Consider the following 25,454-nt stretch of genomic DNA (forward strand, 5'->3'; position numbering starts at 1 on the left):
TACAACCGCCAGCGGCGCCATTCGCGCCTTGGCTATGTATCGCCGGCGTCGTTCGCTGAGAATTTCAGAAAAAAAGCGCTGGCTGCTTGAAACGGACGTGTCCATTATTGACAGTACACCTCAGTGTGCGTCAAGGAGCATAGGCATGCTTGAGGCGATTTTCGAGGCGATTGGATACCTTCTCCGGGAGATTTTTTATCAGCTTTTAGGTACATTGATTCAAAAAATCTTCTACTGGCCCGGCTGGTTGATCCTTCGGCTGATTACATGGGGTCGATATCCGCCCGAACATAAAGTAGAGCACAATCGGTTGGCGGTGAGCTTGTTTGCCATAGTCGCGATGGCTGCCACTCCCATGCTGTTCGCGCTGATTGCGGCATGATCGCCTTGAAGAGCGTAACGTTTGTTTAATATCAAGAAGAAAGCGAATTGGCTTTTGTAATAATTGAATGCTTTCTGGAGGGTACGTTAGCTCACATAAGGCTTCCTTAGGGAACGTTAAGATTATTTTGCTCATCACGAGCAAAGACGCCGAGTCACTGTCGGTACCTCAACTTCTCAAGGAAATCAGCAATGAAAACTAAGACGATATTTGCAGCGTTGGCACTGGCGTTGAGCGCCGGTTTTGCGTCGGCAAACGATATTAGCATCGACGCCGGATCGATCACGCCAAACATGGCGAAACCTTACGGGCACATCTTCCTGCACGAGGAGGGCACCTTCACCGATATGATCGACTTCACCATCCCGGCCGGTAGCCTGGGCTCGTCGGCGAATCCGCTCAATCTGGCGCTGGGCGGCTTCGATGTGTTCAACATCGCCAACCTCGCTTACTCGGTCTACGGCGGGACCTCGGAGGAGATCGGCGGCAAGTGGTACGGCACTTACCTGGGCAACAATACCAGCTACGATCTGCCGCTCGGCATGGGCGGCGCTTACCATATCGTGGTCAACGGCCTCGTGACCACCGAGCAGGGCGGCGCGTATGCGGTGGCGCTGGTGTCCGGTGTTCCGGAACCGGAGACGTACGCCATGTTGTTGGGTGGCCTGGGCCTGATGGGCGTCGTCGCCCGTCGCCGGAAGTCGCGTGCATAAGCCGCTGTGCCTCATGAGGCCGCCTGATGGCGGCTTTTTTTGTGTCATCGCGGATAGTCGTCCGGCTGCATCGTCGCCGGCGTCTTGTCGGGCGCGCTGCCCACACGTCCAGGATGAACTGGCGGTGATCTCTCCTCGCTGCGCGCCTGTAGCGCAGTGTAGTGAGCATGATCAGGAATGTATTTGATCTAAATCAATCGTATCCCGGAGCTGCGCCCACGATAATCATGACAGCGCTCAGCGAGGAGGAAACGTGAATACCACCATGCTCAGAGTTATCTCGAACCGCGCGCCCACGCCGGACGTCGCGCCGCACATGGAGCGGCGCAATCCGCTGGACTTGTTTCTGCAAAGCCAGATCGCGCGCGCAGCCGGCGGCATTTCGCCGATCGCGATGCAACTGGCGTTCCAGGATTGGTGGCGGCATCTGGCGGTGTCGCCCGGCAAGTTGGGCGAGCTGGCCGGTTGGTGGGCGGGAAGCGCGGCCAATCCGGCGCGGGACGATGCCGCAACGGATGCCCGCTTCGCCGACGCCGCCTGGCGCGCGTGGCCGTTTTCCCAGTATGCTCAGGGGTTCAAGCAGCTGGAGCAGTTCTGGCGCCTGGCCACCAGCGAGCTGCCGGGCGTCGCGCCGCACCATGCCGAGGTGGTGGCGTTCACCGCGCGCCAGTTGCTCGACATGTACGCGCCGTCGAATTTTCTGTGGACCAATCCCGAGGTGCAGCGCGCCGCGTTCGCCAGCGGCGGCCGCAGCCTGGTCGACGGCGCGCGCAACTGGGGCCAGGATCTGTGCCGCCGGCTGGCGCCGCCGGGCGCGGCAGTGTCTCAGCCGGTGGATCAGCGCTTCGAGCCGGGCCGGCAGGTGGCGCTGACGCCGGGCATGGTGGTCTACCGCAACGAGCTCATCGAGCTGATCCGGTACGCGCCGCAGACCGATACGGTGTATCGCGAGCCGGTGCTGATCGTGCCGTCGTGGATCATGAAGTACTACATCCTCGACCTGTCGCCGCACAACTCGCTGGTGCGCTATCTGGTCGGCCAGGGACACACGGTGTTGATGATTTCCTGGCGTAATCCGGATGCGCGCGACCGCGATCTGGGCATGGAGGATTACCTTCAGCGCGGCCTGTTCGCCGCGCTGGACCAGACGGCGGCGCTGTGCGGCGGGGCGCCGGTGCACGGGGTCGGTTATTGCCTGGGCGGCACGCTGCTGTCGATCGCCGCCGCCGCGATCGGCGCGGGCGAACAGCCGGCGCATGGCAAGCTGGCCTCGCTGACGCTGTTGGCGGCGCAAACCGATTTCAGCGAGCCCGGCGAGCTGGGCCTGTTCATCGACGACAGCGAGCTGGCCTTCCTTGACGCGCTGATGTGGGACCAGGGCTACCTCGACGGCGACCAGATGGCGGCCTCGTTCCAGCTGCTGCACGCGCGCGATCTGGTCTGGTCGCGCATGATGCGCGAGTACCTGCTGGGCGAACGCAGCGCGCCGAACGACCTGATGGCGTGGAACGCCGACAGCACGCGGCTGCCTTTCCGCATGCACAGCGAATACCTGCACCGGCTGTTCCTGCACAACGACCTGGCCGAGGGCCGCTACCTTGTCGCCGGCAAGCCGGTGGCGCTGTCGGCTATCCACGCGCCGCTGTTCGTGCTGGCCACCGAGCGCGACCACGTCTCGCCGTGGCGCTCGGTGTACAAGATTCACTTGCTGTGCGGCGGGACGATCGACTTCGTGCTGGCCTCGGGTGGGCACAACGCCGGCATCGTCTCGGAGCCGGGCCACGCCAACCGCAGCTATCGCCGTCACGCCGCCAATGTCGCGCCGCTGGGCTACACCAGTCCGGACGAGTGGCTGAACCAGGCCGAGCGCTGCGAGGGGTCGTGGTGGCCGTACTGGCGGCAATGGCTGGTGCGCCGTTCGGACCGGCAGCGCGGCGCGCCGCCGCCGATGGGGCCGGCGTTGGGGCCGGCGCCGGGCCGCTTCGTGGTGCAGCCATGATTCCGGCTTCAGGCGTGGCTGAGACGGCGACACAGGCGTAGCAGGGCGCGCGCGGCCGGGTGCTCGATACGCTGTACCTGTTTCAGCCATCCCACTGCGCGACGCCGCGCCGCCGCCAGCGTGGCGCGCAGCGCCAACCCGGCGTGCCGCAGCCGGGCGCCGTGCGAGCGGTAGAGCAGCAGCTTGTCCAGGCTGCTGTATTGACCAAGGAAGCTACGCTTGTAGTCGTAATCGCCCCACAAGAAATGAAATTCCGCGCCGCGCCGCTCGATGCAGTCGCAGATAAACAGGTAGCAGCACAGAAAGCCCAGGCTGAATTGGTCGTAGCCCGGGTCGTGCGCCATCAACAGCAGGAAATAGTTGTCGCTCACCTGGCACGCGATGGCGCCCGCGCAGACCTGGCCGCCGATGGTGATGACGCCGACGCGTCCATATTCCCGCACCAAATCCTTGATATGGCGGGATTCCCGTTCATCGACCGCCGACGTCTTGTTCTTGCCGGCCATCCGCGCATGATTGAAGTGGATGATGGCGTCGACATCGCGCGGATTGATGTCGGTTTTTTCATGCACGCCGAATTGATAGTCTCCCAGTTCGGCGCGCAGGCTTTTGCCGTGGCGCCGCACGTTGCGCCGGTTGTTCTTGCTCAGGCTTGCGGTATAGGCTTCCGCGTTGGGCGGCAGCGCGATCCAGAGATCCTCAAGGTAGTCGTGTTGTTGGCTGGGATATGCCCACATCGCCCGAGGGATATGCACGGCGCGCAGTACCACGACGCGCGCTTCGGCGATGCTGGAAAAAATGTAGCCGGCGAACAGTTCGATGTCCTCGGCGGCCAGGCGGATCGCTTCGTTGAACACCTCCACCACGCCGTCACGCAGGCTGAAGACGAACAGCGTTCGCAGCCCATCGTCTTGATAGGCGGCGTATGTATTGGCGTCGACAAGATCGCGTTCGAGACAGAACTGCACAAGCGTGGCATAGGGATTGCCATACAACTTCTCCAGCGCCGGCCCGACCCAGTCGGGGACTTGGCCGCGCCAGCAAAACTGCTTCAACGTCGCCGGTTGTGGTGCTTGAAGGTGCGACATGGCGAGTCTCCCCGACATTTGCGGCCCACGTCGCGCGCGGTGTCGGCGGCGAATCAAGCATGGGCCCTCGGAGCTTAAATCATGTCACGGATTGATGGGACCGATGTGCGTTCCGGGGACACAATCGGCATCTTGTGACTTAGCTCAAACGAACCCAAGATGATCGACTCCCACCCTGCGCAGTTTGCGGGTCGTCCGCCAGCGTTTGTATTGGCGGCTGGCCAGTTGCTTAACATGGAACAGCAGATCGCCCGACAAAACCTTGGTGAGGTCGGCCAGCATGGCGCGGTCGCCTGCGCCCGCCATCGCGGCCAGGCCGGCGCGGTCGCCGAACAGAAGCGTTAAAAAAAGCGCCTTGCTACGCGCGCGCGTGCGTCGCCCGATGGCGTGCGGCAGTTGGTAGCTGCTCTTGACCAGGCTGACGTAAAAATGCGCGATCATCAGATCGAAATGCGCTTGCGCCAGCGTGCCGACCGCGCGTTGTTCCAGATGCCGGCGGGCCACCGACAAGGCGGCGAGAAAATCGGTGCACCACTGCTCGGAGATCGATTGGCTGATGCTGGTCGGATGCTGGCGGTAGTCGATCAGCTGAAGCGGGATGTGCACCAGGCTGGCGCACAGGCTCATCACGCGCGGCAACGTGGCGACGTCTTCGAACACCGGCCCCGGCGGGAAAATCGGCGCGGGCAGTTCCGCATACTTGGCGCGCCGCATGATGTGGGCCCAGACGTACATGTGGCGGTTGGCCATGAAGCGGACCAGGATCGCTTCCGCACCGCGCAGAACCCCGGCAGGGTAGTCCAGCGCCATGCCATGGTTTTTCTCAACCGCGTTGGGATGCCACATCCTGAAATCGAATGCGATGACGTCGGGACGGTGCTCGGCGATGGCGTGGTCGATGTGCGCCAGGGCGCCATCGCGCAGCACGTCGTCGCTGTCGAGGAAGGCGATATATTCACCCCGGGCTGCGGCGATGCCGTGGTTGCGGGCGCTGGCGACGCCTTGGTTGGACTGGGTGCGCAGACAAAAATTCGGCCGGTCCCAGCTTGCTTGCAGTTCGGTCAGCAGGGTCAGGGTGGCATCGGACGAGCCGTCGTCGACAACCACCAGTTCATGGTGGTCTTGCATTTGCATCAGCACGGAGCGCACGCATTGCACGATGAAGTGTTGAACGTTGTATGCGGGAATAACAATGCTGATGGTTGGTGTCATGCTCGGAGGCTCCAGGTGAGAGCCTCCGAGGTTCGGGATGCGATCGGTGCTCATGCCTTATTTTCGAGCATTCACCACGCATTAACTAGCTATCTGGAAGTAAATCCAGGTAAGTTCCTGCAAAGAATCTGAAATCAAGCCACTTCGTAGCGATCGCGGCCGGCGGCCTTGGCGCGGTACAGGGCGGCGTCGGCGCGCGCCATCACGGCTTCCATGCTGTCGTTCGACGCCAGCTGGCTGGCGATGCCGATGCTGACCGTGTAGGCAGGCACGTCGTCGCCGCGCGCCGCGCACAGCAGGGCCTGGATGCGCTGCGCCGCAGCCGATGCGCGCTCCGCCGTGGTCTGCGGCAACAGCACGATGAATTCCTCGCCGCCGAAACGCGCCACGTGGTCGATTTCCCGCAGCGCGGTCACGGTGGTGCGCGCCGCATGCACCAGCACCTGGTCACCGACGGCGTGGCCGTAGCGGTCGTTGATGGCCTTGAAGAAGTCGAGGTCGATGCTGAGCAGGGTCATCGGCTGGGCGTGGCGTTTCATCAGCGCCAATTCGCGGGCGTAGGCGGCAGCGAAGCCGCGCCGGTTCAATACGCCTGTCAGCGGATCCGAATTCGACCGGTGTTCCATCACGGTCTGCAGGCGCCGCGTGGCGACCGCCATGAAGCCGACCGCCATCAGCAGCGTCATGAAATTGGCGGTCAATAGATAAATACTTTGGATCGGGCCGTTGCTGGCGTTGCTGGTGCCGACGCCGCCGCTCATCGCCACCACGGCGCGCAGCAACAGCACCAGCGATTGCACCAGCAGCAGCGCGCCGAAGAACCAGCTGGAGAAATGACGTTCGCCACGAAGCACGACCAGCACCAGCTGCGGCACGTAGAACGATAGCGACAACAGGGAAAACACCGCGACCCGCAGCGCGAAGTTCTGGGTGATCAGATACCAGCCGATCAGGCAGCACATGCCGATGGCCCAGGCCAGCCCCAGCCACCACCAGCTGGGCACGCGCCCGTAGAATTTCTGGGTGCCGATCAGCATCAATCCCGCGCTCGCCATCATGGTGGTGTTGCCGACGAAAAGAATCGCCGCCTCCGCAAGCACGCCCTGTGTGCAGAGCAGGACGCCGGTCAGCATCAGGGACAGCATGCCCAGCGCCCACTGGCCCAGTCCCCGCACTTCGGACGGGAAGCTGCGGTAGGCGGAAAACAGTACGATGCTCATCGCCCCCGCCATCAGGGTCGATGTCAGGAGAATAGTGGTTTGGTCAAGCAGGATCACATTGCATGCCGGGAAGTTTCGATGCCCCGAAGGATAGCAGCATTCGGATTACTCCTCGGTGGAAGCCTCTTCGATGGCGACGCGGACCTGATCTGCATACCCGAGCTCGATCACTTTGCCGTTGGCGCCATCGGTGTAATTGATATGGACGCCGTCGTCCTTTTCAACCGCCCAGACCTCGACTTCGACGCGGTCCTGGATGTTGTCGACATTGACCGCGTCGATGGTCTGGCGCGAGCCAGGTTGCAGGTGTTTCACCACGTTCTTGGTGCGGTCGGTGGCGAAAGGGATATAAGTTGCGGTGCGTTGCTCTTGCATGAAGCCTCCGGGATAAAAGCCCATTGTAGGCGTCGTGTCGCAGAGTTGGCGCGCCGTTGCCGCTATGGGCTCAGCCAATAATCCTGCCGCGCATAAATTTCCTTCAGCATGTCGATGAAGAAGCGCACCTTGGCCGGCAGGTGCCGCTGCTGCGGGTAGACGGCGACGATGTCGTACTGCGGCAGCGCGTAGTCGTCCAGCACCGTGATCAATTCCCCCGACGCCAGCTGCGCCTGGATCTCCCACGATGAACGCCACGCCAGCCCCAGCCCCTCGGTGGCCCAGCGGTGCAGCAGTTCGCCGTCGTTGCAGTTCAGGTTGCCGACCGCGCGCACCGTCACTTGTTTGCCGTTCTCCTGGAAGTACCAGCCGCGCTGCTGGCCGCCTTGCAGGTTGAAGGCGAGGCAGTTGTGCTGGGTCAGGTCGTCCAGCGTGCGCGGGATGCCGTGGCGTTCGAAATATTCGGGCGTGCCGCACACCACGCGCCGGTTGCCGGCCAGCTTGACCGCGACGAAGCTCGGGTCGATCACGCCGCCGATGCGGATGCCGACGTCGTAGCCGTCGCGCACCAGGTCGACCACGCGGTCGGTAAGGTTGAACGAGATCTGCACATCCGGATGGGCGCGCACGAAGCCGGCGGCGTGCGGGGCGACGTGTTTGCGTCCGAACGCGGCCGGCGCCGACACGGTCAGGTGCCCGGTGGCGCGGTGCCGCCCCTCGGACACGCTGCGGTCCGCGTGCCCCAGATCGGCCAGCAGCTTGCGGCAATGATCGAGATACAGCGTGCCTTGCTCGGTCAGGGTCAGGTGCCGCGTGGTGCGGTGCATCAGCTTGACGCCGAGACGCTTCTCCAGCGCATCGATGCGCCGCCCCAGCATCACCGGGGTGATGTGCTGCCCCAGCGCGGCGCGCGCCAGGCTGCCTTTCTCGGCCACATCGACGAAGGCTTCGATTTGCGTGAGTTTGTCCATGCGACGATTATTCCATAGTTATTCGGTATCGTGTGTATCGAATAAAGCGAGATTTTGTTGTCTTATCAAGCTTGTCCTTTGCCGTTACGATGGGTCCATCAACTAACCCGCCAGGAGACCGGTATGGCTCGCATGACCGCAGCGCAGGCAGCAGCAATGGTGTTGGAAAAAGAGGGCGTGTTCCAGGTGTTCGGCGTTCCTGGAGCCGCGATCAACCCGTTCTATGCGGCTTTGAAGAAACAGGGCAGCGCCAGGCACATCCTGGCGCGGCACGTCGAAGGCGCGTCGCACATGGCCGAGGGCTATACCCGCGCCAGGGCCGGCAACATCGGCGTCTGCATCGGCACGTCGGGGCCGGCCGGCACCGACATGATCACCGGCCTGTATTCGGCGCAGGCGGATTCCATACCGATCCTCTGCATTACAGGCCAGGCGCCGCGGGCCCGCCTGTACAAGGAGGACTTCCAGGCGGTCGATATCGAATCGATCGCCAAGCCCGTCACCAAGTGGGCGGTGACGGTGCGCGAGCCGGCGCTGGTGCCGATGGTGTTCCAGCAGGCCTTCCACCTGATGCGTTCCGGCCGTCCCGGTCCGGTGCTGATCGACCTGCCGTTCGACGTGCAGATGGCGGAGATCGAATTCGACGCCGACACCTATCAGCCGCTGGAAGCGTACAAGCCGAAGGCGACCCGCGCCCAGATCGAGAAGGCGCTGACGATGATGAACGACGCCGAGCATCCGCTGCTGACGCCCGGCGGTGGCGTCATCAACGCCAACGCGTCCGAGCTGCTGGTGCGGTTCGCGGAGCTGACCGGCGTGCCGGTGATCCCGACGCTGATGGCGTGGGGCTGCATTCCCGACGATCATGAACTGATGGTCGGCATGGCCGGCTTACAGACCAGCCACCGGTACGGCAACGCGACGGTGCTCGCATCCGACTTCGTGTTCGGCATCGGCAACCGCTGGGCCAATCGCCACACCGGCAGTATCGAGGTGTATACCAAGGACCGGAAGTTCGTCCACATCGACATCGAACCGACCCAGATCGGCCGCGTGTTCGGCCCGGACTTCGGCATCGTCTCCGACGCCGGCGCCGCGCTCCAGCTGCTGATCGAGGTGGCGACCGAGTGGAAGGCCGCCGGCAAGCTGAAGGACCGCTCGGCGTGGCTGGCGCAGTGCAATGAACGCAAGCGCACCATGCAGCGCAAGACGCATTTCGAACAGGTGCCGGTCAAGCCGCAGCGCGTGTACGAGGAAATGAACAAGGCGTTCGGCCGCGACACCTGCTACGTCAGCAGCATCGGCCTGTCGCAGATCGCCGCCGCGCAGTTCCTGCACGTGTACAACGCGCGCCATTGGATCAACTGCGGCCAGGCCGGCCCGCTGGGCTGGACCATTCCGGCGGCGCTGGGCGTGGTGGCGGCCGACCCGACGCGCAAGGTGGTGGGGATCTCGGGCGACTACGATTTCCAGTTCCTGATCGAGGAGCTCGCGGTCGGCGCGCAATTCAAGCTGCCTTACCTGCATGTGCTGGTGAATAACTCCTACCTCGGCCTGATCCGTCAGGCGCAGCGCAACTTCGACATGGACTTCTGCGTGCAGCTGTCGTTCGAAAACGTCAACGCGCCGGAGTTGAACGGCTATGGCGTCGATCACGTCGCGGTGGTGGAAGGCCTGGGATGCAAGGCGATCCGGGTGCGCGACGCCGACGATCTGCCGGAGGCTTTCGTCCAGGCGGCGAAGTGGATGGAGGAGTATCGCGTGCCGGTGGTGGTGGAGGTGATCCTGGAGCGCGTCACGAATATCGCGATGGGTACCGACATCGACAAGATCAACGAGTTCGAAGACTAAGGGAGGACATCGACATGACCAAGCTGGCAGCCAATCTGACCATGTTGTTTACCGAAGTGCCGTTCCTGGACCGGTTCGAGGCGGCTGCGCGCGCCGGGTTCAAGGCGGTGGAGTTCCTGTTCCCTTATCCGTACGAGGCCAGCGACCTGGCGCAGCGGCTGAAGGCAAACCAGCTGCAGCTGGTGCTGCACAATCTGCCGGCCGGTAACTGGGACGCGGGCGAACGCGGCATCGCCTGTCATCCGAACCGCGTGGAGGAATTCCGCGACGGCGTGCGGACGGCGATCAGCTATGCGAAGCAGTTGGGCGTCAAGCAGCTGAACTGCCTGGTCGGCATCGTGCCGGCGGACGTGTCGCAGGCGGCCGCCCACCGCACGCTGGTGTCCAACCTGAGCGCAGCGGCGGCGGTGCTGAAGGCGGAGGGCATACGGCTGTTGATCGAGCCGATCAACACCTTCGATATTCCCGGCTTCTTCCTGACCCGCACCGGGCAGGCGGCGCGCATCATCGATGAGACGGGGTCGGACAACATCTTCATCCAGTACGACATCTATCACATGCAGCGCATGGAGGGAGAGCTGGCCAGCACCATCAAGGCCAACCTGACGCTGATCGGGCATGTGCAGCTGGCGGACAACCCGGGGCGCAACGAGCCGGGCACCGGCGAAATCAATTACCGCTTCCTGTTCTCGCAGTTGACGGCGCTGGGTTACGACGGCTGGATCGGCTGCGAATACAAACCCCGCGCCGGCACCGAAGCGGGCCTCGACTGGCGCGCCGCCCACGGCGTCTGACACACTAACTTTCTGAAGGAGTCATCATGTCACGAGTTGGATTTATTGGGCTGGGCATCATGGGCGGGCCGATGGCGCAGCATTTGCAGGCCGGCGGCCACAAGCTGTACCTGCACGATCTGAAAAACCCACCGTTCGCGCTGGTCGAAGGTGGCGCCACCGTCTGCACCTCGGCCGCCGAAGTGGCGGTGCGGGCCGATATCATCATCGTCATGGTGCCGGACACGCCCGACGTCGAAGAGGCGCTGTTCGGCAAGGAGGGCGTGGCCAAGGGCCTGCGGCCTAACACCATCGTGGTCGACATGAGCTCCATCTCGCCGATCGAGACCAAGAAATTCGCCAAGAAGATCAACGCGCTTCAGTGCGAATACCTGGACGCGCCGGTGTCCGGCGGCGAGGTTGGCGCCAAGGCTGCATCGCTGACGATCATGGTCGGCGGATCGGAGGAAGCGTTCGCCATCGTCAAGCCGCTGTTTGAGCTGATGGGCAAGAACATCACGCTGGTCGGCGGCAACGGCGATGGCCAGACCACCAAGGTGGCCAACCAGATCATCGTCGCGCTGAATATCCAGGCGGTGGCGGAAGCGTTGCTGTTCGCCTCCAAGGCCGGCGCCGATCCGGCGCGGGTGCGGCAGGCACTGATGGGCGGCTTCGCCAACTCGCGCATCCTGGAGGTGCACGGCGAGCGCATGGTCAAGCGCACCTTTAACCCCGGCTTCCGCATCGCGCTGCACCAGAAGGATTTGAACCTGGCGCTGCAAGGCGCGAAGGCGATGGGCATCTCGCTGCCGAATACCGCGATGGCGCAGGAGCTGATGAACGCTTGCAGCGCCCACGGCCTGTCGGGCATGGATCACTCGGCATTGTGCCGCGCCATCGAGATCATCTCCAACCACCAGATCGCCGAAGCGTAAAACCGGGGTCAGTTCCGGCATCGCGTCACGGGCTCTGCCGTAGCGAACGCTACGGCAGAGCCCGTGACGCGATGCCGGAACTGACCCCGGTTTAGAACAGCGATTCCAGCGCCACCGGCTGGCCGCTCAATGTTCCGTCGTAGCCGGGCAGGGCGGCCAGCGCGCGTTTGAAGTCGGCGCCTTCCATCACCGCCAGCGCGGCCGCCACCAGCGGCGCGGCCGGCGCTTCGCGCGCGCAGGCGAGGAAATAGCGCTCGCGGATCACCGGCACGAAATCCAGGTCGAAGCGGCGCGCGGCGGTCTCCACCCCGAAGCTGGCGTCGGCCATGCCGCTGGCGACGTAGGCCGCCACCGCCGCATGAGTGAACTCGGCGCTGCCGAAGCCGTGGATCGATTCCGGCGCCACGCCCTGGCCGGCCAGCAGCAGCTCCAGCAGCAGCCGCGTGCCCGAGCCGCGCTGCCGGTTGACGAAGCGTACCCCGGGCCGCGCCAGATCGGCCAGCGATTCGATCCCCATCGGATTGCCCTTGGCGACGAAAATGCCTTGCGTGCGGTACGCCAGGTGGATCAGCATGTGGCGCGACGGATCGAGCCACGGCAGGTACTTGGCCGCCGCCGGCCCCTCGAATTCGCCCACCGGCAGGTGGAAGCCGGCCAGGTCACACTCGCCGCGCGCCAGCGCGGTTACGGCTTCCGTGCTGCTGCGGTATTGCAAGTCAACCAACACGTCCTGCTGTTCCAGCAGATTCACCAGCGCCGCCACCGCGAAGCCGTGCGAGGCGGTCAGCCGCAGCGCCGGCGGCCGTTCGTCCAGCAAACTGGCCAATTCCTGTTGCAATTCCGAGGCCAGACTGTCGAGCATCGGCGACAGCCGCGCACTGATGCGTTTGTCCGCCCAGATCAATTTGTCGGCCAGCGGCGACAGCACCGTCCCTTGACCGCGCGATTTGTGCACCAGCTCGGCGCCGAACTGCTCGTTGAACTCGCGCAGCAGCCCCCAGGCGTGGCGGTAGGAGATGCCGCGCGCGGTCGCCGCCTGGCTGATGCTGCCCGTGCTGCGCACCGCCTCCAGCAGCCCCAGCAGCACCGGCAGGGAAATCGCTTGCCCGCTCGGCTGGCGCAAAACCCAGTCCGGTCGTATCTCTACTTTGATCATATGCAAAATCCTTCATATTGCTTCGATGTTTTTACAGTGCTAGCCTACGCACATGCATTAATAATAAGCGGTATATATGTTTTACAGAACATATGAACGCACACCGTAGACAAAAAACGGAGACACCATGCAACAGCGTATACCCCAGGCCGATATAGCCGCCCAGGCCAGCGCCATCCTCGCCGCCAGCAGCGGCACCCAGGACCAGCTCTTGCCGGTCCTGCACGCACTTCAGGACGCCATCGGCTACGTTCCGCCGGATCAGGTGGTGAATATCGCCAGCACCTTCAACCTGTCGCGCGCCGAAGTGCACGGCGTGATCACCTTCTACCACTACTTCCGCACCGAAGCGCCGGCGCGCCAGGTGGTGCAGATCTGCCGCGCCGAGGCTTGCCAGAGCATGGGCGGCGACGCGTTGCTGGCGCACGCCGAGCAGGCGCTGGGCTGCAAGCTGCACGCGCACAGTGGCGACGGCGAGTTTGCGCTGGAGCCGGTCTACTGCCTTGGACAATGCGCCACCGCGCCGTCGATGATGATCAACGAAGCGCTGCACGCGCGCGTCACGCCGGCCCGCTTCGACAAGCTGCTGGCCAAGGCCAAGGAGGCCGCATGAGCATCCGCATCTACATTCCCGGTGATTCGACCGCGCTGGCGCTGGGCGCCGACGACGTGGCGGGCGCCATCGTGGCCGAAGCGGCGCGCCGTGGCGTCACGGTCGACATCGTCCGCAATGGTACGCGCGGCTTGCTGTGGCTGGAGCCCCTGGTCGAAGTGGAGACGGCGGCCGGCCGCGTCGGTTTCGGCCCGGTCGATGCCGACGACGTGGGGGAGTTGTTCAACGCCGATTTCCACCTGGGCGGCGGCACGCATCGCCTGGCGCTGGGGCTGGTCGAGCAGATTCCCTATCTGGCCAAGCAAAGCCGCCTGACCTTCGCCCGCGCCGGCGTCACCGATCCGCTGTCGCTGGCCGACTACGAGGCGCATGACGGCTACAAGGGCTTGCGCAACGCGCTGGCGATGGAGCCGGCCGCCATTGTCGCCGCCGTGACGGCATCCGGCCTGCGCGGCCGTGGCGGCGCCGCCTTCCCGACCGGGATCAAATGGAACACGGTGATGAAGGCCGCCGGCCCGCAAAAGTACATCGTCTGCAACGCCGACGAAGGCGATTCCGGCACCTTCGCCGACCGCATCGTGATGGAAGGCGATCCCTTTGTGCTTATCGAAGGCATGACCATCGCCGGCTTGGCGGTGGGCGCCGACAAGGGCTACATCTACGTGCGCAGCGAATATCCGCACGCGATCGCCAACCTGAATCACGCCATCGCCAGCGCCGTCAAGGCCGGCCTGCTCGGTTCGAACATCCTCGGCTCGGGACGCGCTTTCGATCTTGAAGTGCGCAAGGGCGCCGGCGCCTACATCTGTGGCGAGGAAACCGCGCTGCTGGAATCGATCGAGGGCAAGCGCGGCATCGTGCGCGCCAAGCCGCCGCTGCCGGCGCTGGCCGGCCTGTTCGGCCAGCCGACCGTGATCAACAACGTGCTGTCGCTGGCGGCGGTGCCGCTGATCCTCGACAAGGGCGCGGCCTACTACCAGAATTACGGCATGGGCCGTTCGCGCGGCACCTTGCCGGTGCAATTGGCCGGCAATATCAAGCAGGGCGGCCTGATCGAACTGGCGTTCGGCGTCACGCTGCGCGACATCCTGTACGAATACGGCGGCGGCAGCGCCTCCGGCCGGCCGATCAAGGCGGTGCAGGTGGGCGGCCCGCTGGGCGCTTATCTGCCGGAGTCGCAGTGGGACACGCCGCTCGATTACGAAGCCTTCGCCGCGCTGTGGGCGGTGCTGGGCCACGGCGGCATCGTGGTCCACGACGACAGCGCCGACATGCGCAAGCTGGCGCGCTATGCGATGGAATTCTGCGCGGTCGAATCGTGCGGCAAGTGCACGCCGTGCCGCATCGGCTCCACCCGTGGCGTGGAGGTGATCGACAAGATCGCCGCCAACGCCGACGGCGAACGTCCACGCCAGGTGATCCTGCTGCGTGAACTGTGCGACACCATGCTCAATGGCTCGATGTGCGCGATGGGCAGCATGACGCCTTACCCCGTGCTGTCCGCCCTGAACCACTTCCCGCAAGATTTCGGCCAGGTCTCCGCAGACCAGCGCGCCGCTTAGGAGAATAGAATGATCGAGACAATTATCGCCCGCGACCTGGGCACGCCGCCGCCGCTGAACCCGAACATGGAGTTCGTCACGCTGACCATCGACGGCCAGCGCGTGACCGTCGCCGCCGGCACCTCCGTGATGCGCGCCGCCGCCGAAAGCGGCACCAGCATCCCCAAGCTGTGCGCCACCGACAGCCTGGAGCCGTTCGGTTCCTGCCGTCTGTGCCTGGTCGAGATCGAGGGCCGGCGCGGCTATCCCGCCTCCTGCACCACGCCGGTGGAGGAGGGCATGGTGGTGCGCACCCAGACCGCCAAGCTGCAAGAGCTGCGCAAGGGCGTGATGGAGCTGTACATCTCCGACCACCCGCTGGACTGCCTGACCTGCCCGGCCAACGGCAATTGCGAGTTGCAGGACATGGCCGGCGTCACCGGCCTGCGCGAGGTGCGCTACGGTTACGAAGGCGCCAACCACCTGAAGCTGAAGAAGGATGAGTCGAATCCGTACTTCACCTTCGACTCGTCGAAGTGCATCGTCTGCAACCGCTGCGTGCGCGCGTGCGAGGAAACCCAGGGCACGTTCGCGCTGACGATTTCTGGGCGCGGCTTCGAGTCGCGCGTCTCCGCCGGCGCCGGCGAGACCTTCATGGAATCGGAGTGCGTCTCCTGCGGCGCCTGCGTCGAGGCCTGCCCGACCGCCACCCTGCAGGAGAAATCGGTCATTTGGCTCGGCCAGGCCGAACACAAGGTCACCACCACTTGCGCCTATTGCGGCGTCGGTTGCTCGCTCGATGCGGAGATGAAGGGCAGCGAAGTGGTGCGCATGGTTCCCAGCAAGGCAGGCAAGGCCAATGAAGGCCATGCTTGCGTCAAGGGCCGCTTCGCTTGGGGCTATGCGACCCACAAGGACCGCATCCTCAAGCCGATGATCCGCTCCAAGATCACCGATCCGTGGAAGGAAGTTTCATGGGACGAGGCGCTCGACTACGCCGCCTCCGAATTCAAGCGCATCCAGGCCAAGCACGGCCAGGATTCGATCGGCGGCATCGTCTCGTCGCGTTGCACCAACGAAGAGGGCTACCTGGTGCAGAAGCTGGTGCGCGCAGCCTTCGGCAACAACAACGTCGACACTTGCGCGCGGGTTTGCCACTCGCCGACCGGCTACGGCCTGAAACAGACCTTGGGCGAATCGGCCGGCACGCAGACCTTCGCCTCGGTCGCCAAGTCGGACGTCATCATGGTCATCGGCGCCAATCCGACCGACGGCCATCCGGTGTTCGCCTCGCGCATGAAGCGCCGCATCCGCCAGGGTGCGAAGCTGATCGTCATCGATCCGCGCCGCATCGACCTGGTGAAGTCGCCGCACATCCGCTCGCAGTACCACTTGCAGCTGCGTCCCGGCACCAACGTCGCAATGGTCAGCTCGCTGGCCCACGTGATCGTCACCGAAGGCCTGCTGGCCGAGCAGTTCATCGCCGAGCGTTGCGATGACCGTGCCTTCAACCAGTGGCGCGAATTCGTCGCGCAGGAATCGAATTCGCCGGAAGCGATGGAGTCGGTGACCGGCGTGCCGGCCGAGCAGGTACGCGGCGCGGCGCGGTTGTTCGCCACCGGCGGCAATGGCGCCATCTTCTACGGCCTGGGCGTGACCGAGCATGCGCAGGGTTCGACCACCGTGATGGGCATCGCCAACCTGGCCATGGCCACCGGTAACGTCGGCCGCGAAGGCGTCGGCGTGAATCCGCTGCGCGGCCAGAACAATGTGCAGGGTTCGTGCGACATCGGCTCCTTCCCGCACGAGCTGCCGGGCTATCGCCATGTCTCCGACACCACGGTGCGGATGCAGTTCGAAGCCGCGTGGGGCGTCGAGCTCCAGGCAGAACCCGGCCTGCGCATTCCGAACATGTTCGAGGCGGCGCTGGACGGCAGCTTCAAGGGCCTGTATTGCCAGGGCGAGGACATCGTGCAGTCGGATCCGAACACGCAGCACGTGATCTCGGCGATGGAGGCGATGGAGTGCATCGTGGTGCAGGATATCTTCCTCAACGAGACCGCCAAGTATGCGCACGTGCTGCTGCCGGGTTCCTCGTTCCTGGAGAAGGACGGCACCTTCACCAACGCCGAGCGCCGCATCTCGCGCGTGCGCAAGGTGATGGCGCCGAAGGCCGGCTACGCCGATTGGGAAGTGACGGTGCAGCTGTCGAACCGCCTCGGCTATCCGATGAACTACACGCACCCGTCGCAGATTATGGACGAAATCGCGCGTCTGACGCCGACCTTCAGCGGCGTCAGCTACGCCAAGCTGGATAAGCTGGGCAGCATCCAGTGGCCGTGCAACGACGCGGCGCCGGAAGGCACGCCGACCATGCACATCGACCAGTTCGTGCGCGGCAAAGGGCGCTTCATCATCACGCAGTACGTGCCGACCGACGAGAAGGTGACGCGCATGTATCCGCTGATCCTGACCACCGGCCGGATCCTTTCGCAGTACAACGTGGGGGCGCAGACGCGGCGCACAGAGAACGTGCAGTGGCATGCGGAGGACCGTTTGGAAATCCATCCGCACGACGCCGAGGAGCGCGGCATCAAGGACGATCAGTGGGTCGGCATCCAGAGCCGCGCCGGCGAGACCGTGCTGCGCGCGCTGGTGACGGAGCGCATGCAGCCGGGCGTGGTCTACACCACCTTCCACTTCCCGGAATCGGGCGCCAACGTGATCACCACCGAGAATTCGGATTGGGCCACCAACTGCCCGGAATACAAGGTCACGGCGGTGCAGGTGATGCCGGTGCAGCAGCAGTCCGACTGGCAGATGGAGTTCGCGCGCTTCCATGAAGAGCAGATGGCCCACAAGGACGCGGCGGCCCAGCCGGCATAAGGAGAACTGAGATTATGAAAATACTCCACCTGGTCACCATGGCCAACCAGATCGGCACCTTCTTCTCCTCCTACCCGGATCAGGAGGAGGCCGGCGGCGAGATCGCCAGCCACTTGCAGCGCTACTGGGCGCCGCCGATGCGGCGGCAGTTGCTGGAGCATGTTGAGTTGAATGAGGGGGAGGGGCTGCATCCGCCTGTGCTGGCGGCACTCCGCGCCAATGTGGCGCGCTTGACGCCGGCCTTACCCCGCAAGGCGGTCGCGGGGTAGCGCATCAATAAATCGGGCACCGTGTCTTGGCGATTCGTGGTGCTGCTGGCCTTTACCCCGCACGGCCAACCGGGGTCAGACCCCTGCGGGGTCTGACCCCCATCGCTGTTGGGGTTAGGCCACCTGCAGCATCACCTTGCCGATGTGCGCGCTGGTTTCCATCAGCGCGTGCGCTTCGGCGGCCTGCTCCAGCGGGTAGGTGCGGTAGATCACCGGCTTGATCAAGCCATCCTCGATCAGCGGCCAGACCCGCGCCCGCAACTGGCGCGCGATCGCCGCCTTGAACGCCACCGGACGCGGACGCAACGTCGACCCGGTCATCGTCAGCCGCCGCAGCAGAATCTGCCCCAGCGGCACCTCGGCCCGCGAGCCGCCCAGCAACGCGATGAACACCAGCCGTCCGTCATCTGCCAGGCAGTTGATCTCGCGCGGCACATACGAGCCGCCAACCATGTCGAGTATCACGTCGACGCCCTTGCCGCCGGTAGCGTCCTTGACCGCCGCCACAAAATCCCCGGTCCGGTAGTTGATCGCCTGCTCCGCGCCCAGCTCAAGACAGGCGCGGCATTTTTCGTCCGAGCCGGCGGTGGCGAACACGCGATGGCCCAGCGCCTTGCCCAACTGGATCGCGGTCACGCCGATGCCCGAGGTGCCGCCCTGCACCAGCAGCGTCTCGGCCGGCGCCAGCGCGCCACGGTCGAACACATTGCTCCACACCGTGAAGAAGGTCTCCGGCAGCGAAGCCGCCTGCAACGGCGTCAGGCCGCGCGGGATCGGCAGGCACAGCGCGATCTCCGCCGCACAATACTGCGCATAGCCGCCGCCCTGGACCAGCGCGCACACCATGTCGCCGATGTGGAAACCGCTGTCGCCGACATGGCCGGCGACGATCTCGCCCGCCACCTCCAGCCCCGGCAGATCCGACGCGCCGGCCGGCACCGGATACTTGCCGGCGCGCTGCAGCAGGTCGGGCCGGTTGATGCCGGCGGCGTGGACTTTGATCAGCACCTGGCCCGGCAACAGCGACGGGCGCGGGCGCTCGCACGGTTGCAGCACCTCGGGGTCTCCGGGCTGGGTGATTTCAATGGCGCGCATGGTGTCCTCTTCTGTGATGGGGAGACCGATGGTAGGCGCGGGGCGGCGCGAATCTCCATGACCGCCGTCAATTTTCCCCAATACAGGGGCGCCGCGGCCATCTTGCGAATCTTGACCGGGGTCAATGAGAGTTTTCTCGGCCGCTGCCTATGATGGGCCATCCATGGCGTCGGGCAGCGTATGCCGCGCCGCAGCACAATGAATGATTCAGCTATGCGGAGCATTGATGCATACTGTCAAAAAAATTATAAATGTTTGGAGACTGTAATGAGCAAAGCGTTAGAAGGAGTGCGTGTCCTCGATTTCACCCATGTGCAGTCGGGTCCGACCTGCACCCAGTTGCTGGCCTGGTTCGGCGCCGACGTGATCAAGGTCGAACGGGCCGGGGAGGGCGACGCCACGCGCGGGCAACTGCGCGACATTCCCGGGGTCGACAGCCTGTATTTCACCATGCTTAACCACAACAAGCGCTCGATCACGCTCGACACCAAGAAGGCCATGGGCAAGCAGGTGCTGGAGACCTTGATCAAGGACTGCGACGTGCTGGTCGAAAACTTCGCGCCCGGCGCGCTGGACCGCATGGGCTTCAGCTGGGAACGCATCCAGGAACTGAATCCGCGCATGGTGGTGGCCTCGGTCAAGGGCTTCGGCCCCGGCCCGTACCAGAACTGCAAGGTCTACGAGAACGTCGCCCAGTGCGCCGGCGGCGCGGCCGCCACCACCGGCTTCGACGACGGCCCGCCGGTGGTCAGCGGCGCGCAGATCGGCGACAGCGGCAGCGGCCTGCATCTGGCGCTGGGCATCGTCACCGCGCTGTACCAACGCAACGCCAGCGGGCGCGGGCAGAAGGTCGACACTTCGATGCAGGACGCGGTGCTGAACCTGTGCCGCGTCAAGCTGCGCGACCAGCAGCGGCTGGACCGCAACGGCACCATGGAGGAATACCCGCAATTCGCCTCCGGCACTTTCGGCGACTCGGTGCCGCGCGCGGGCAATGCCTCGGGCGGCGGCCAGCCGGGCTGGATCCTCAAGTGCAAGGGCTGGGAGACCGATCCGAACGCCTACATCTACTTCATCGCGCAGGCGCCGGTGTGGCCGGCGATCTGCAGGGTGATCGGACGCGAAGGCTGGATCACCGATCCCGACTACGCCACCGCGCGGGCGCGGCTGCCGCGCCTGATGGCCATCTTCGCCACGGTCGAGGAGTGGACCCGCGAGCACACCAAGTTCGAGGCGATGGACATCCTCAACAAGTTCGACATCCCTTGCGGCCCGATCTTATCGATGAAGGAGATCGCCGAGGAACCGTCGCTGCGCGCCAGCGGCACCATCGTCGAGGTCGACCATCCCGAGCGCGGCAAGTATCTGACGGTGGGCAATCCGATCAAGCTGTCCGACAGCCCGACCGAGATCACCCGCTCGCCGCTGCTCGGCGAGCACACCGACGAAATCCTGGGCGAGCTGGGTTACAGCGCGCTGCAGATCGCCGCGCTGCGCGACGAGTGTGTGATCTGATGCGGGCCATGGGAGCAGCATCATGCACACCTCCGCCGCCAACCTGAACACGCAGTTCGGCGAGCTGGTCTTCCTCGACCGTTTCGAAGCGGCGGCGCAAGCCGGCTTCGACGGCGTGGAGTTCCTGTTCCCGTACTCGTACCCGGTGGAGCAGATCGCGCACCGGCTGTGCAGCCACGGCCTGCGGCTGGTGCAATACTGCCTGCCGGCCGGCGACTGGGGCGGCGGCGAGCGCGGCATCGCCTGCCATCCTTCACGCGTGCGGGAATTCCGCTACGGCGTCGAGGAGGCGATCCGCTACGCCCGGCCGCTGGGCGTGCATCAGCTGCGCTGCCTGGCCGGGCTGCCGCTGCCGGAAGTGGCGCCGGCGCTGGCGCGGCAGACGCTGGTCGAGAATCTGCGCTACGCCGCCACGCTGCTCAAGCCGCACGGCATCGCCTTGCTGATCGGGCCGCAGGACGATTTCATCACCGACGACGAGCAGGCGCGCGCGATCATCCGCGACACCGGCTCGGACAATCTTTTCCTGCAGGAGCATGCATGAAGAAAGCGCACACCCGGGTCTACACCCACGCCGATTGCTACGACCACCAGCCGGGCGAGGGCCATCCCGAATCGCCGCAGCGGCTGGCGGTGGTGCTGGAGGCCTTGAAGGGCGGCGAATTCGCCGCGCTGGACTGGCGCGAGGCGCCGTTGGGCACGCGCGCCCAGACCGAGCTGATCCACGATGCCGATTACTACGACGCCGTCTGCGAGGCGGTGCCCCTGCGCGGCACGGTGCCGCTGGACGGCGGCGACACCTTGCTGTCGCCGGGCTCGTGGCGGGCGGTGATGCGCTGCGTCGGCGCCGCCTGCGCCGGCGTCGACGACGTCATGCTGGGCGAAGCGGTCAACGTCTTTTGCGCGACGCGGCCTTGCGGCCACCATGCCGAGCCGGACCGGGCGATGGGTTTCTGCATCTTCAACCAGGCCGCGATCGCCGCCGCGCACGCCAGCCGCGCGTACGAGCTGGAGCGGGTGGCGGTGGTCGATTTCGACGTCCACCACGGCAACGGCACGCAGGCCGCGTTCGCGCCGCTGCCGGGCTTGTTCTACGCCTCGTGCCACCAGTCGCCGCTGTATCCGGGCACCGGGTTGCGCAGCGAGACCGGCAGCCGCAACAACATCCTCAACGTGCCGCTTCCGCCGGGCTGCGACTCGGCCATGTTCCGCGACCGGGTCCGCTTCGACATGCTGCCGGCGTTGCGCGCGTGGAAGCCGCAGCTGCTGGTGATCTCGGCCGGCTTCGACGCGCACCGCGACGACCCGCTGGCCGGCCTCAAGCTCGACGACGACGACTTCCGCTGGATCACCGAGGAATTGATGGCGGTGGCGGCCGAAAGCGCGCAAGGCCGCATCGTCTCCATCCTCGAAGGCGGCTACAGCGCCGCCGGCCTGGCGGGCGGCGCGGCGGCCCACGTCCGCGCGCTGATGGGAGGCTTATAATGGGTGTCCCGGCGCGCCAGCCGCCCCCTCGACGCCATGCGCATGCATACCAAACCCTCGGACACCTCCGCCGCCGTCGATCAGTTCATGACGGCGCTCGATCATCCATTCAAGGCGGAGATCCAGGCGATCCGTGAACTGGCGCTGAGCCTCGGTCCCGCAGTGCGGGAGGGCATCAAGTGGAACGCCCCCAGCTATCGCACCAGCGAGTATTTCGCCACCACCAACCTGCGCGTCAAGGGCGGCGTCGGCGTGGTGCTGCATCTCGGCGCCAAGGTGCGGCGTGAAACGGTATCGATAGACGATCCGCGCCAGCTGCTCACATGGCACGGCGGCGACCGCGCCTCGTTGAGCTTCAGCGGCATGGAGGACTTCGAGGCCAAGCGCCCGGCGTTCAAGGCCATCCTGGAGCAATGGCTGCCTTACGTGTAAAGCAGGGACTCAGCCGGCCGGTGCCAGGTATTGCTCGATCAGCGCCGCGCCGTCGGCGAGCAGGAACTGCTTGAACGCCAGCGCCACCGGCGGCAGGCGTTTGTTCTTGCGATGCACCACGAACCAGTTCAGCATCACCGGGAAACCGGCCACGTCCAGCACCACCAGGCTGCCGGCCTTTAGCTCCTGGCTGATGGTGTGCGCCGATAAAAACGCCACGCCCATGCCGGCTATTACCGCCTGCTTGATGGTCTCGGTGCTGCGGATCTCCATCGTCACGTTCAGCCGCTCCAGATAGGGGCCGAAGCCGTCCTCCATCGAGTTCCATGTGTCCGAGCCGCGCTCGCGCACCACGAACGGTTCGTCGACGATGGTGTCGATGGCGATGCGGCGCTTGCCGGCCAGCGGATGCTGCGGCGGCGCCACGATCACATACGGATGCGGCGCGAACGCGGCGTGCGTGGCGTCGGCCTGCTGCGGCGGCCGCACCATCACCGCCAGGTCGGTGCGGTTGCTGACCAGCTGCTCCAGCAGCTCGGCGCGGTTGTGCACCGTCAGGTTCAGCTTGACGCCGGGATGGCGCCGCGCGAACTCCACCATCAGGCGCGGGAAAAAATAATCGCCGGCGCTGATCACCGCCACGTTCAGCTTGCCGCCGGCGATGCCGCGAAACTGCGTCAGCGCGTCCTCGGCCTCCTGGAACTGCTGGATGATGGCGCGGCTGTGATACAGCAGCTCGGCGCCGCCCGGCGTCAGGTACACCTTCTTGCCCAGCTGTTCGAACAGCACCAGGCCGGCGTGACCTTCCAACGTCTTGATCTGGGTCGACACCGCCGGCTGCGTCAGATGCAGTTCGGCGGCGGCGCGGGAAAAACTCAGGTGGCGCGCCACCGCTTCAAATACTTTCAGCTGGCGCAAGGTCGCGTGTTTCATCGGGTTATGTATTCATGATCGTGGATGGATATGCCAAAAACCTTTAACTATACCTAATCATTGTTACCCCCTACGATGCATTGGTCAACAGACAATTTTGCCAACCGAGGAGAGACCCATGAACGCCATCAGCTATTTGCACACCGACACCGCAGGTCTGGCCGACGCGCAGCGTCAGGCTTACAACGCCGCCTTCCACGAGCTGGGTTTGCGCTGGCATTGGGACAGCAGCGACTACGACTGCCAGATGTGCGTCGAGAGCCAGCGCGCCCACCTGCGCCGCTACGTCGAGAACCAGCATCCGCACATGCTCAAGGTGTACGACGCCGAGTTCCTGGTCAACGCCATCCAGACCACCATGCAGGGCTGCATGGAGACCGCCAGCGCCGCCGGCGCCAACCCCGCCGTCACCAACTGGGCGGTGCTGCAACATGGCGACGTTGGTTTTTGACCAAACGCGCGCCGGGGATACTTTTCGCTTGAAATAAATGAAAGAATGTCGAAACTTAACCGCGGTCAAGGATATCGGTTTTTGCTTCTTCCACAATCATCGCGTCGATCGGATTTTTTAGCGTCCGCGATGACCGGGACAGCAAGCATAGTTGGCGCGGTCAACCAGACACGGTCCAACATAAAAAATTATATGGAGATAACGAAATGAAGCACGATGATGATACCGCGCCGGTAGTCAGGCCTCCTTCGTACCGCTGGATGCAGTTAATCATGGGCATCGTCTGTATGGCCATGATCGCCAACCTGCAATACGGCTGGACACTGTTCGTCAACCCCATCGCCGACAAGTACGGCTGGAGCAAGGCCGCCATCCAGGTCGCCTTTACCATTTTCATCCTGACCGAAACCTGGCTGGTCCCGGTGGAAGGCTGGGCGGTCGACAAGTTCGGTCCGCGTCCGGTGGTGCTGTTCGGCGGCTTGCTGTGCGCGCTGGGCTGGGTGATGAATTCCTTCGCGGATTCGCTGACCATGCTCTACATCGCGGCCGCCATCAGCGGTATCGGCGCCGGCGCGGTCTACGGCACCTGCGTCGGCTCGGCGCTGAAATGGTTCCCGGATCGTCGCGGCCTGGCGGCGGGTTTGACGGCGGCGGGATTCGGGGCGGGGTCGGCGGCGACCATCATCCCGATCTCGATGATGATCGCCAAGAGCGGCTACGAATCCACCTTCTTCGCCTTCGGTATCGGCCAGGGCGCGATCGTGATGCTGCTGGCGCTGCTGATGGTGCGTCCGCCGGCCCACGTACCCGGCGCGCTCAAGAAGCAGACCAAGGTGCAGCAGGCCCGCGCCGACTTCGGCCCCTCGCAGATCATCCGCAAGCCGGTGTTCTGGGTCATGTATGTGATGTTCGTGCTGGTGGCCGCCGGCGGCCTGATGGCGACCGCGCAAATGGGCCCGATCGCCAAGGACTTCAAGATCGACGGCGTCAACTTCAACGTCATGGGCATGGTGCTGCCGGCGCTGACCTTCGCGCTGGCCATCGACCGGGTGCTGAACGGCCTGACGCGACCATTTTTCGGCTGGGTCTCGGACCAGATCGGCCGCGAGCAGACCATGTTCATCGCCTTCGCGCTGGAATCGGTCGGCATCCTGGCGCTGTACTACTGGGGCCGCGACCCGATCATGTTCGTCATCCTGACCGGCCTGGTGTTCTTCGCCTGGGGTGAGATCTACAGCCTGTTCCCCGCCACCTGCGCCGACACCTTCGGCACCAAGAACGCGGCCGGCAACGCCGGGCTGTTGTACACCGCCAAGGGAACCGCGTCGATCTTCGTGCCGCTGTCGAGCATCATCACCGCCTCGACCGGCAGCTGGGAAGCGGTGTTCTTCGTCGGCTGCGGCCTGAACGCGGCCGCCGCCATCATGGCCTGGTGGGTGCTGAAGCCGATGCGCAAGCGCTTCATGGACACCGCCGTCACGCCGGTGGTGTCGCCGGAAGGCGCCGACCTGACGGCCGCCGCACGATTGGCCAACTAGTCTTCCCTTGAACCACCCGCG

24 protein-coding genes are annotated in these 25,454 nt (G+C 64.7%); 16 read left to right on the forward strand and 8 right to left on the reverse strand.

Annotation, left to right across the window (positions count from 1 at the left end):
• The 3 genes from GW587_RS09585 to GW587_RS09595 form a co-directional block, all read left to right on the forward strand.
• Positions 1–382: hypothetical protein (locus GW587_RS09585; protein WP_166101664.1), on the forward strand; the 382-nt coding region annotated here is incomplete at its 5' end.
• 191 nt (positions 383–573) lie between these two features.
• The gene (locus tag GW587_RS09590; protein ID WP_207393420.1) at positions 574–1,095 is read left to right on the forward strand and encodes an FxDxF family PEP-CTERM protein; all 522 of its coding nucleotides are present in this window, start codon (positions 574–576) and stop codon (positions 1,093–1,095) included.
• A gap of 265 nt (positions 1,096–1,360) precedes the next feature.
• A complete protein-coding gene (locus GW587_RS09595) occupies positions 1,361–3,094 on the forward strand; it encodes a PHA/PHB synthase family protein (protein WP_166102707.1) in 1,734 nt (577 codons plus the stop codon).
• Positions 3,095–3,102: 8 nt separating this feature from the next.
• On the opposite strand, the gene GW587_RS09600 is transcribed toward GW587_RS09595, so the two are convergent.
• From GW587_RS09600 to GW587_RS09620, 5 genes are all read right to left on the reverse strand, one after another.
• On the reverse strand, positions 3,103–4,182 hold the full coding sequence (locus GW587_RS09600; protein ID WP_166101673.1) for a GNAT family N-acetyltransferase: 1,080 nt from the start codon (positions 4,180–4,182) through the stop codon (positions 3,103–3,105).
• Positions 4,183–4,326: 144 nt separating this feature from the next.
• Entirely contained in the window at positions 4,327–5,448 is a 1,122-nt protein-coding gene (locus GW587_RS09605) for a glycosyltransferase family 2 protein (RefSeq protein ID WP_166101676.1), read from the reverse strand.
• An 80-nt stretch (positions 5,449–5,528) separates the two neighbouring features.
• Positions 5,529–6,614, reverse strand: coding sequence for a GGDEF domain-containing protein (locus GW587_RS09610; RefSeq protein WP_166101678.1), 1,086 nt, complete (start codon positions 6,612–6,614; stop codon positions 5,529–5,531).
• A gap of 105 nt (positions 6,615–6,719) precedes the next feature.
• Positions 6,720–6,989 (reverse strand): hypothetical protein, encoded by a 270-nt coding sequence (locus tag GW587_RS09615; RefSeq protein WP_166101681.1) that lies wholly within the window; start codon positions 6,987–6,989, stop codon positions 6,720–6,722.
• 62 nt (positions 6,990–7,051) lie between these two features.
• The gene (locus GW587_RS09620) at positions 7,052–7,960 is read right to left on the reverse strand and encodes a LysR family transcriptional regulator (protein WP_166101683.1); all 909 of its coding nucleotides are present in this window, start codon (positions 7,958–7,960) and stop codon (positions 7,052–7,054) included.
• A 123-nt stretch (positions 7,961–8,083) separates the two neighbouring features.
• Here GW587_RS09620 and gcl point away from each other — a divergent pair, with 123 nt between their 5' ends.
• The 3 genes from gcl to GW587_RS09635 are packed head-to-tail and all read left to right on the forward strand — an operon-like array spanning position 8,084 to position 11,519.
• A complete protein-coding gene (gene gcl / locus GW587_RS09625; RefSeq protein ID WP_166101686.1) occupies positions 8,084–9,811 on the forward strand; it encodes a glyoxylate carboligase in 1,728 nt (575 codons plus the stop codon).
• 14 nt (positions 9,812–9,825) lie between these two features.
• Complete coding sequence (gene hyi / locus GW587_RS09630; protein ID WP_166101688.1) at positions 9,826–10,605, forward strand: hydroxypyruvate isomerase; 780 nt, start codon at positions 9,826–9,828, stop codon at positions 10,603–10,605.
• Between the two features lie 26 nt (positions 10,606–10,631).
• Complete coding sequence (locus tag GW587_RS09635; protein WP_166101691.1) at positions 10,632–11,519, forward strand: 2-hydroxy-3-oxopropionate reductase; 888 nt, start codon at positions 10,632–10,634, stop codon at positions 11,517–11,519.
• A gap of 91 nt (positions 11,520–11,610) precedes the next feature.
• Here GW587_RS09635 and GW587_RS09640 read toward each other — a convergent pair whose 3' ends face one another.
• Entirely contained in the window at positions 11,611–12,675 is a 1,065-nt protein-coding gene (locus GW587_RS09640; protein WP_166101694.1) for a substrate-binding domain-containing protein, read from the reverse strand.
• A 127-nt stretch (positions 12,676–12,802) separates the two neighbouring features.
• Here GW587_RS09640 and GW587_RS09645 point away from each other — a divergent pair, with 127 nt between their 5' ends.
• The 4 genes from GW587_RS09645 to GW587_RS09660 are packed head-to-tail and all read left to right on the forward strand — an operon-like array spanning position 12,803 to position 17,984.
• Positions 12,803–13,288: a formate dehydrogenase subunit gamma gene (locus GW587_RS09645; protein ID WP_166101697.1), complete on the forward strand. Its 486-nt coding sequence runs from the start codon at positions 12,803–12,805 to the stop codon at positions 13,286–13,288.
• Positions 13,285–14,850 (forward strand): formate dehydrogenase beta subunit, encoded by a 1,566-nt coding sequence (locus GW587_RS09650; RefSeq protein ID WP_166101700.1) that lies wholly within the window; start codon positions 13,285–13,287, stop codon positions 14,848–14,850. The genes GW587_RS09645 and GW587_RS09650 overlap by 4 nt, the downstream gene beginning before the upstream one ends.
• 9 nt (positions 14,851–14,859) lie before the next feature.
• The gene (gene fdhF / locus GW587_RS09655) at positions 14,860–17,715 is read left to right on the forward strand and encodes a formate dehydrogenase subunit alpha (protein ID WP_166101702.1); all 2,856 of its coding nucleotides are present in this window, start codon (positions 14,860–14,862) and stop codon (positions 17,713–17,715) included.
• A 14-nt stretch (positions 17,716–17,729) separates the two neighbouring features.
• Positions 17,730–17,984, forward strand: coding sequence for a formate dehydrogenase subunit delta (locus GW587_RS09660; protein WP_166101704.1), 255 nt, complete (start codon positions 17,730–17,732; stop codon positions 17,982–17,984).
• A gap of 114 nt (positions 17,985–18,098) precedes the next feature.
• Here GW587_RS09660 and GW587_RS09665 read toward each other — a convergent pair whose 3' ends face one another.
• Positions 18,099–19,079: an NAD(P)H-quinone oxidoreductase gene (locus tag GW587_RS09665; protein ID WP_166101705.1), complete on the reverse strand. Its 981-nt coding sequence runs from the start codon at positions 19,077–19,079 to the stop codon at positions 18,099–18,101.
• A gap of 267 nt (positions 19,080–19,346) precedes the next feature.
• Here GW587_RS09665 and frc point away from each other — a divergent pair, with 267 nt between their 5' ends.
• The 4 genes from frc to GW587_RS09685 are packed head-to-tail and all read left to right on the forward strand — an operon-like array spanning position 19,347 to position 22,511.
• Positions 19,347–20,594 (forward strand): formyl-CoA transferase, encoded by a 1,248-nt coding sequence (frc, locus tag GW587_RS09670; protein WP_166101707.1) that lies wholly within the window; start codon positions 19,347–19,349, stop codon positions 20,592–20,594.
• A 22-nt stretch (positions 20,595–20,616) separates the two neighbouring features.
• Positions 20,617–21,138 carry a TIM barrel protein gene (locus tag GW587_RS09675; protein WP_166101709.1) on the forward strand — a complete coding sequence of 174 codons (522 nt, stop codon included), beginning with the start codon at positions 20,617–20,619 and terminating at the stop codon, positions 21,136–21,138.
• Positions 21,135–22,079 carry a histone deacetylase family protein gene (locus GW587_RS09680; protein WP_166101711.1) on the forward strand — a complete coding sequence of 315 codons (945 nt, stop codon included), beginning with the start codon at positions 21,135–21,137 and terminating at the stop codon, positions 22,077–22,079. The genes GW587_RS09675 and GW587_RS09680 overlap by 4 nt, the downstream gene beginning before the upstream one ends.
• A gap of 42 nt (positions 22,080–22,121) precedes the next feature.
• Complete coding sequence (locus GW587_RS09685; protein ID WP_166101713.1) at positions 22,122–22,511, forward strand: DUF1801 domain-containing protein; 390 nt, start codon at positions 22,122–22,124, stop codon at positions 22,509–22,511.
• A 9-nt stretch (positions 22,512–22,520) separates the two neighbouring features.
• Here GW587_RS09685 and GW587_RS09690 read toward each other — a convergent pair whose 3' ends face one another.
• Positions 22,521–23,444: a LysR family transcriptional regulator gene (locus tag GW587_RS09690; RefSeq protein WP_166101715.1), complete on the reverse strand. Its 924-nt coding sequence runs from the start codon at positions 23,442–23,444 to the stop codon at positions 22,521–22,523.
• 118 nt (positions 23,445–23,562) lie between these two features.
• On the opposite strand from GW587_RS09690, the gene GW587_RS09695 reads away from it, so the two are divergent.
• The gene (locus tag GW587_RS09695; RefSeq protein ID WP_166101717.1) at positions 23,563–23,895 is read left to right on the forward strand and encodes an HAD family hydrolase; all 333 of its coding nucleotides are present in this window, start codon (positions 23,563–23,565) and stop codon (positions 23,893–23,895) included.
• A 206-nt stretch (positions 23,896–24,101) separates the two neighbouring features.
• Positions 24,102–25,433: an oxalate/formate MFS antiporter gene (gene oxlT / locus GW587_RS09700; protein ID WP_166101720.1), complete on the forward strand. Its 1,332-nt coding sequence runs from the start codon at positions 24,102–24,104 to the stop codon at positions 25,431–25,433.
• The last annotated feature ends 21 nt before the right edge of the window (positions 25,434–25,454 follow it).

It is taken from the genome of Duganella aceris, assembly GCF_011090165.1.
Lineage (GTDB): Bacteria > Pseudomonadota > Gammaproteobacteria > Burkholderiales > Burkholderiaceae_D > Rugamonas > Rugamonas aceris.

Bases quoted from the DNA above. Each gene is read 5' to 3' on its own strand.
- GW587_RS09590 (WP_207393420.1), top strand. From the start codon at position 574: ATGAAAACTAAGACGATATTTGCAGCGTTGGCACTGGCGTTGAGCGCC.
- GW587_RS09595 (WP_166102707.1), top strand. From the start codon at position 1,361: ATGCTCAGAGTTATCTCGAACCGCGCGCCCACGCCGGACGTCGCGCCG.
- GW587_RS09600 (WP_166101673.1), bottom strand. From the start codon at position 4,182: ATGTCGCACCTTCAAGCACCACAACCGGCGACGTTGAAGCAGTTTTGC.
- GW587_RS09605 (WP_166101676.1), bottom strand. From the start codon at position 5,448: ATGAGCACCGATCGCATCCCGAACCTCGGAGGCTCTCACCTGGAGCCT.
- GW587_RS09610 (WP_166101678.1), bottom strand. From the start codon at position 6,614: ATGAGCATCGTACTGTTTTCCGCCTACCGCAGCTTCCCGTCCGAAGTG.
- GW587_RS09615 (WP_166101681.1), bottom strand. From the start codon at position 6,989: ATGCAAGAGCAACGCACCGCAACTTATATCCCTTTCGCCACCGACCGC.
- GW587_RS09620 (WP_166101683.1), bottom strand. From the start codon at position 7,960: ATGGACAAACTCACGCAAATCGAAGCCTTCGTCGATGTGGCCGAGAAA.
- gcl (WP_166101686.1), top strand. From the start codon at position 8,084: ATGGCTCGCATGACCGCAGCGCAGGCAGCAGCAATGGTGTTGGAAAAA.
- hyi (WP_166101688.1), top strand. From the start codon at position 9,826: ATGACCAAGCTGGCAGCCAATCTGACCATGTTGTTTACCGAAGTGCCG.
- GW587_RS09635 (WP_166101691.1), top strand. From the start codon at position 10,632: ATGTCACGAGTTGGATTTATTGGGCTGGGCATCATGGGCGGGCCGATG.
- GW587_RS09640 (WP_166101694.1), bottom strand. From the start codon at position 12,675: ATGATCAAAGTAGAGATACGACCGGACTGGGTTTTGCGCCAGCCGAGC.
- GW587_RS09645 (WP_166101697.1), top strand. From the start codon at position 12,803: ATGCAACAGCGTATACCCCAGGCCGATATAGCCGCCCAGGCCAGCGCC.
- GW587_RS09650 (WP_166101700.1), top strand. From the start codon at position 13,285: ATGAGCATCCGCATCTACATTCCCGGTGATTCGACCGCGCTGGCGCTG.
- fdhF (WP_166101702.1), top strand. From the start codon at position 14,860: ATGATCGAGACAATTATCGCCCGCGACCTGGGCACGCCGCCGCCGCTG.
- GW587_RS09660 (WP_166101704.1), top strand. From the start codon at position 17,730: ATGAAAATACTCCACCTGGTCACCATGGCCAACCAGATCGGCACCTTC.
- GW587_RS09665 (WP_166101705.1), bottom strand. From the start codon at position 19,079: ATGCGCGCCATTGAAATCACCCAGCCCGGAGACCCCGAGGTGCTGCAA.
- frc (WP_166101707.1), top strand. From the start codon at position 19,347: ATGAGCAAAGCGTTAGAAGGAGTGCGTGTCCTCGATTTCACCCATGTG.
- GW587_RS09675 (WP_166101709.1), top strand. From the start codon at position 20,617: ATGCACACCTCCGCCGCCAACCTGAACACGCAGTTCGGCGAGCTGGTC.
- GW587_RS09680 (WP_166101711.1), top strand. From the start codon at position 21,135: ATGAAGAAAGCGCACACCCGGGTCTACACCCACGCCGATTGCTACGAC.
- GW587_RS09685 (WP_166101713.1), top strand. From the start codon at position 22,122: ATGCATACCAAACCCTCGGACACCTCCGCCGCCGTCGATCAGTTCATG.
- GW587_RS09690 (WP_166101715.1), bottom strand. From the start codon at position 23,444: ATGAAACACGCGACCTTGCGCCAGCTGAAAGTATTTGAAGCGGTGGCG.
- GW587_RS09695 (WP_166101717.1), top strand. From the start codon at position 23,563: ATGAACGCCATCAGCTATTTGCACACCGACACCGCAGGTCTGGCCGAC.
- oxlT (WP_166101720.1), top strand. From the start codon at position 24,102: ATGAAGCACGATGATGATACCGCGCCGGTAGTCAGGCCTCCTTCGTAC.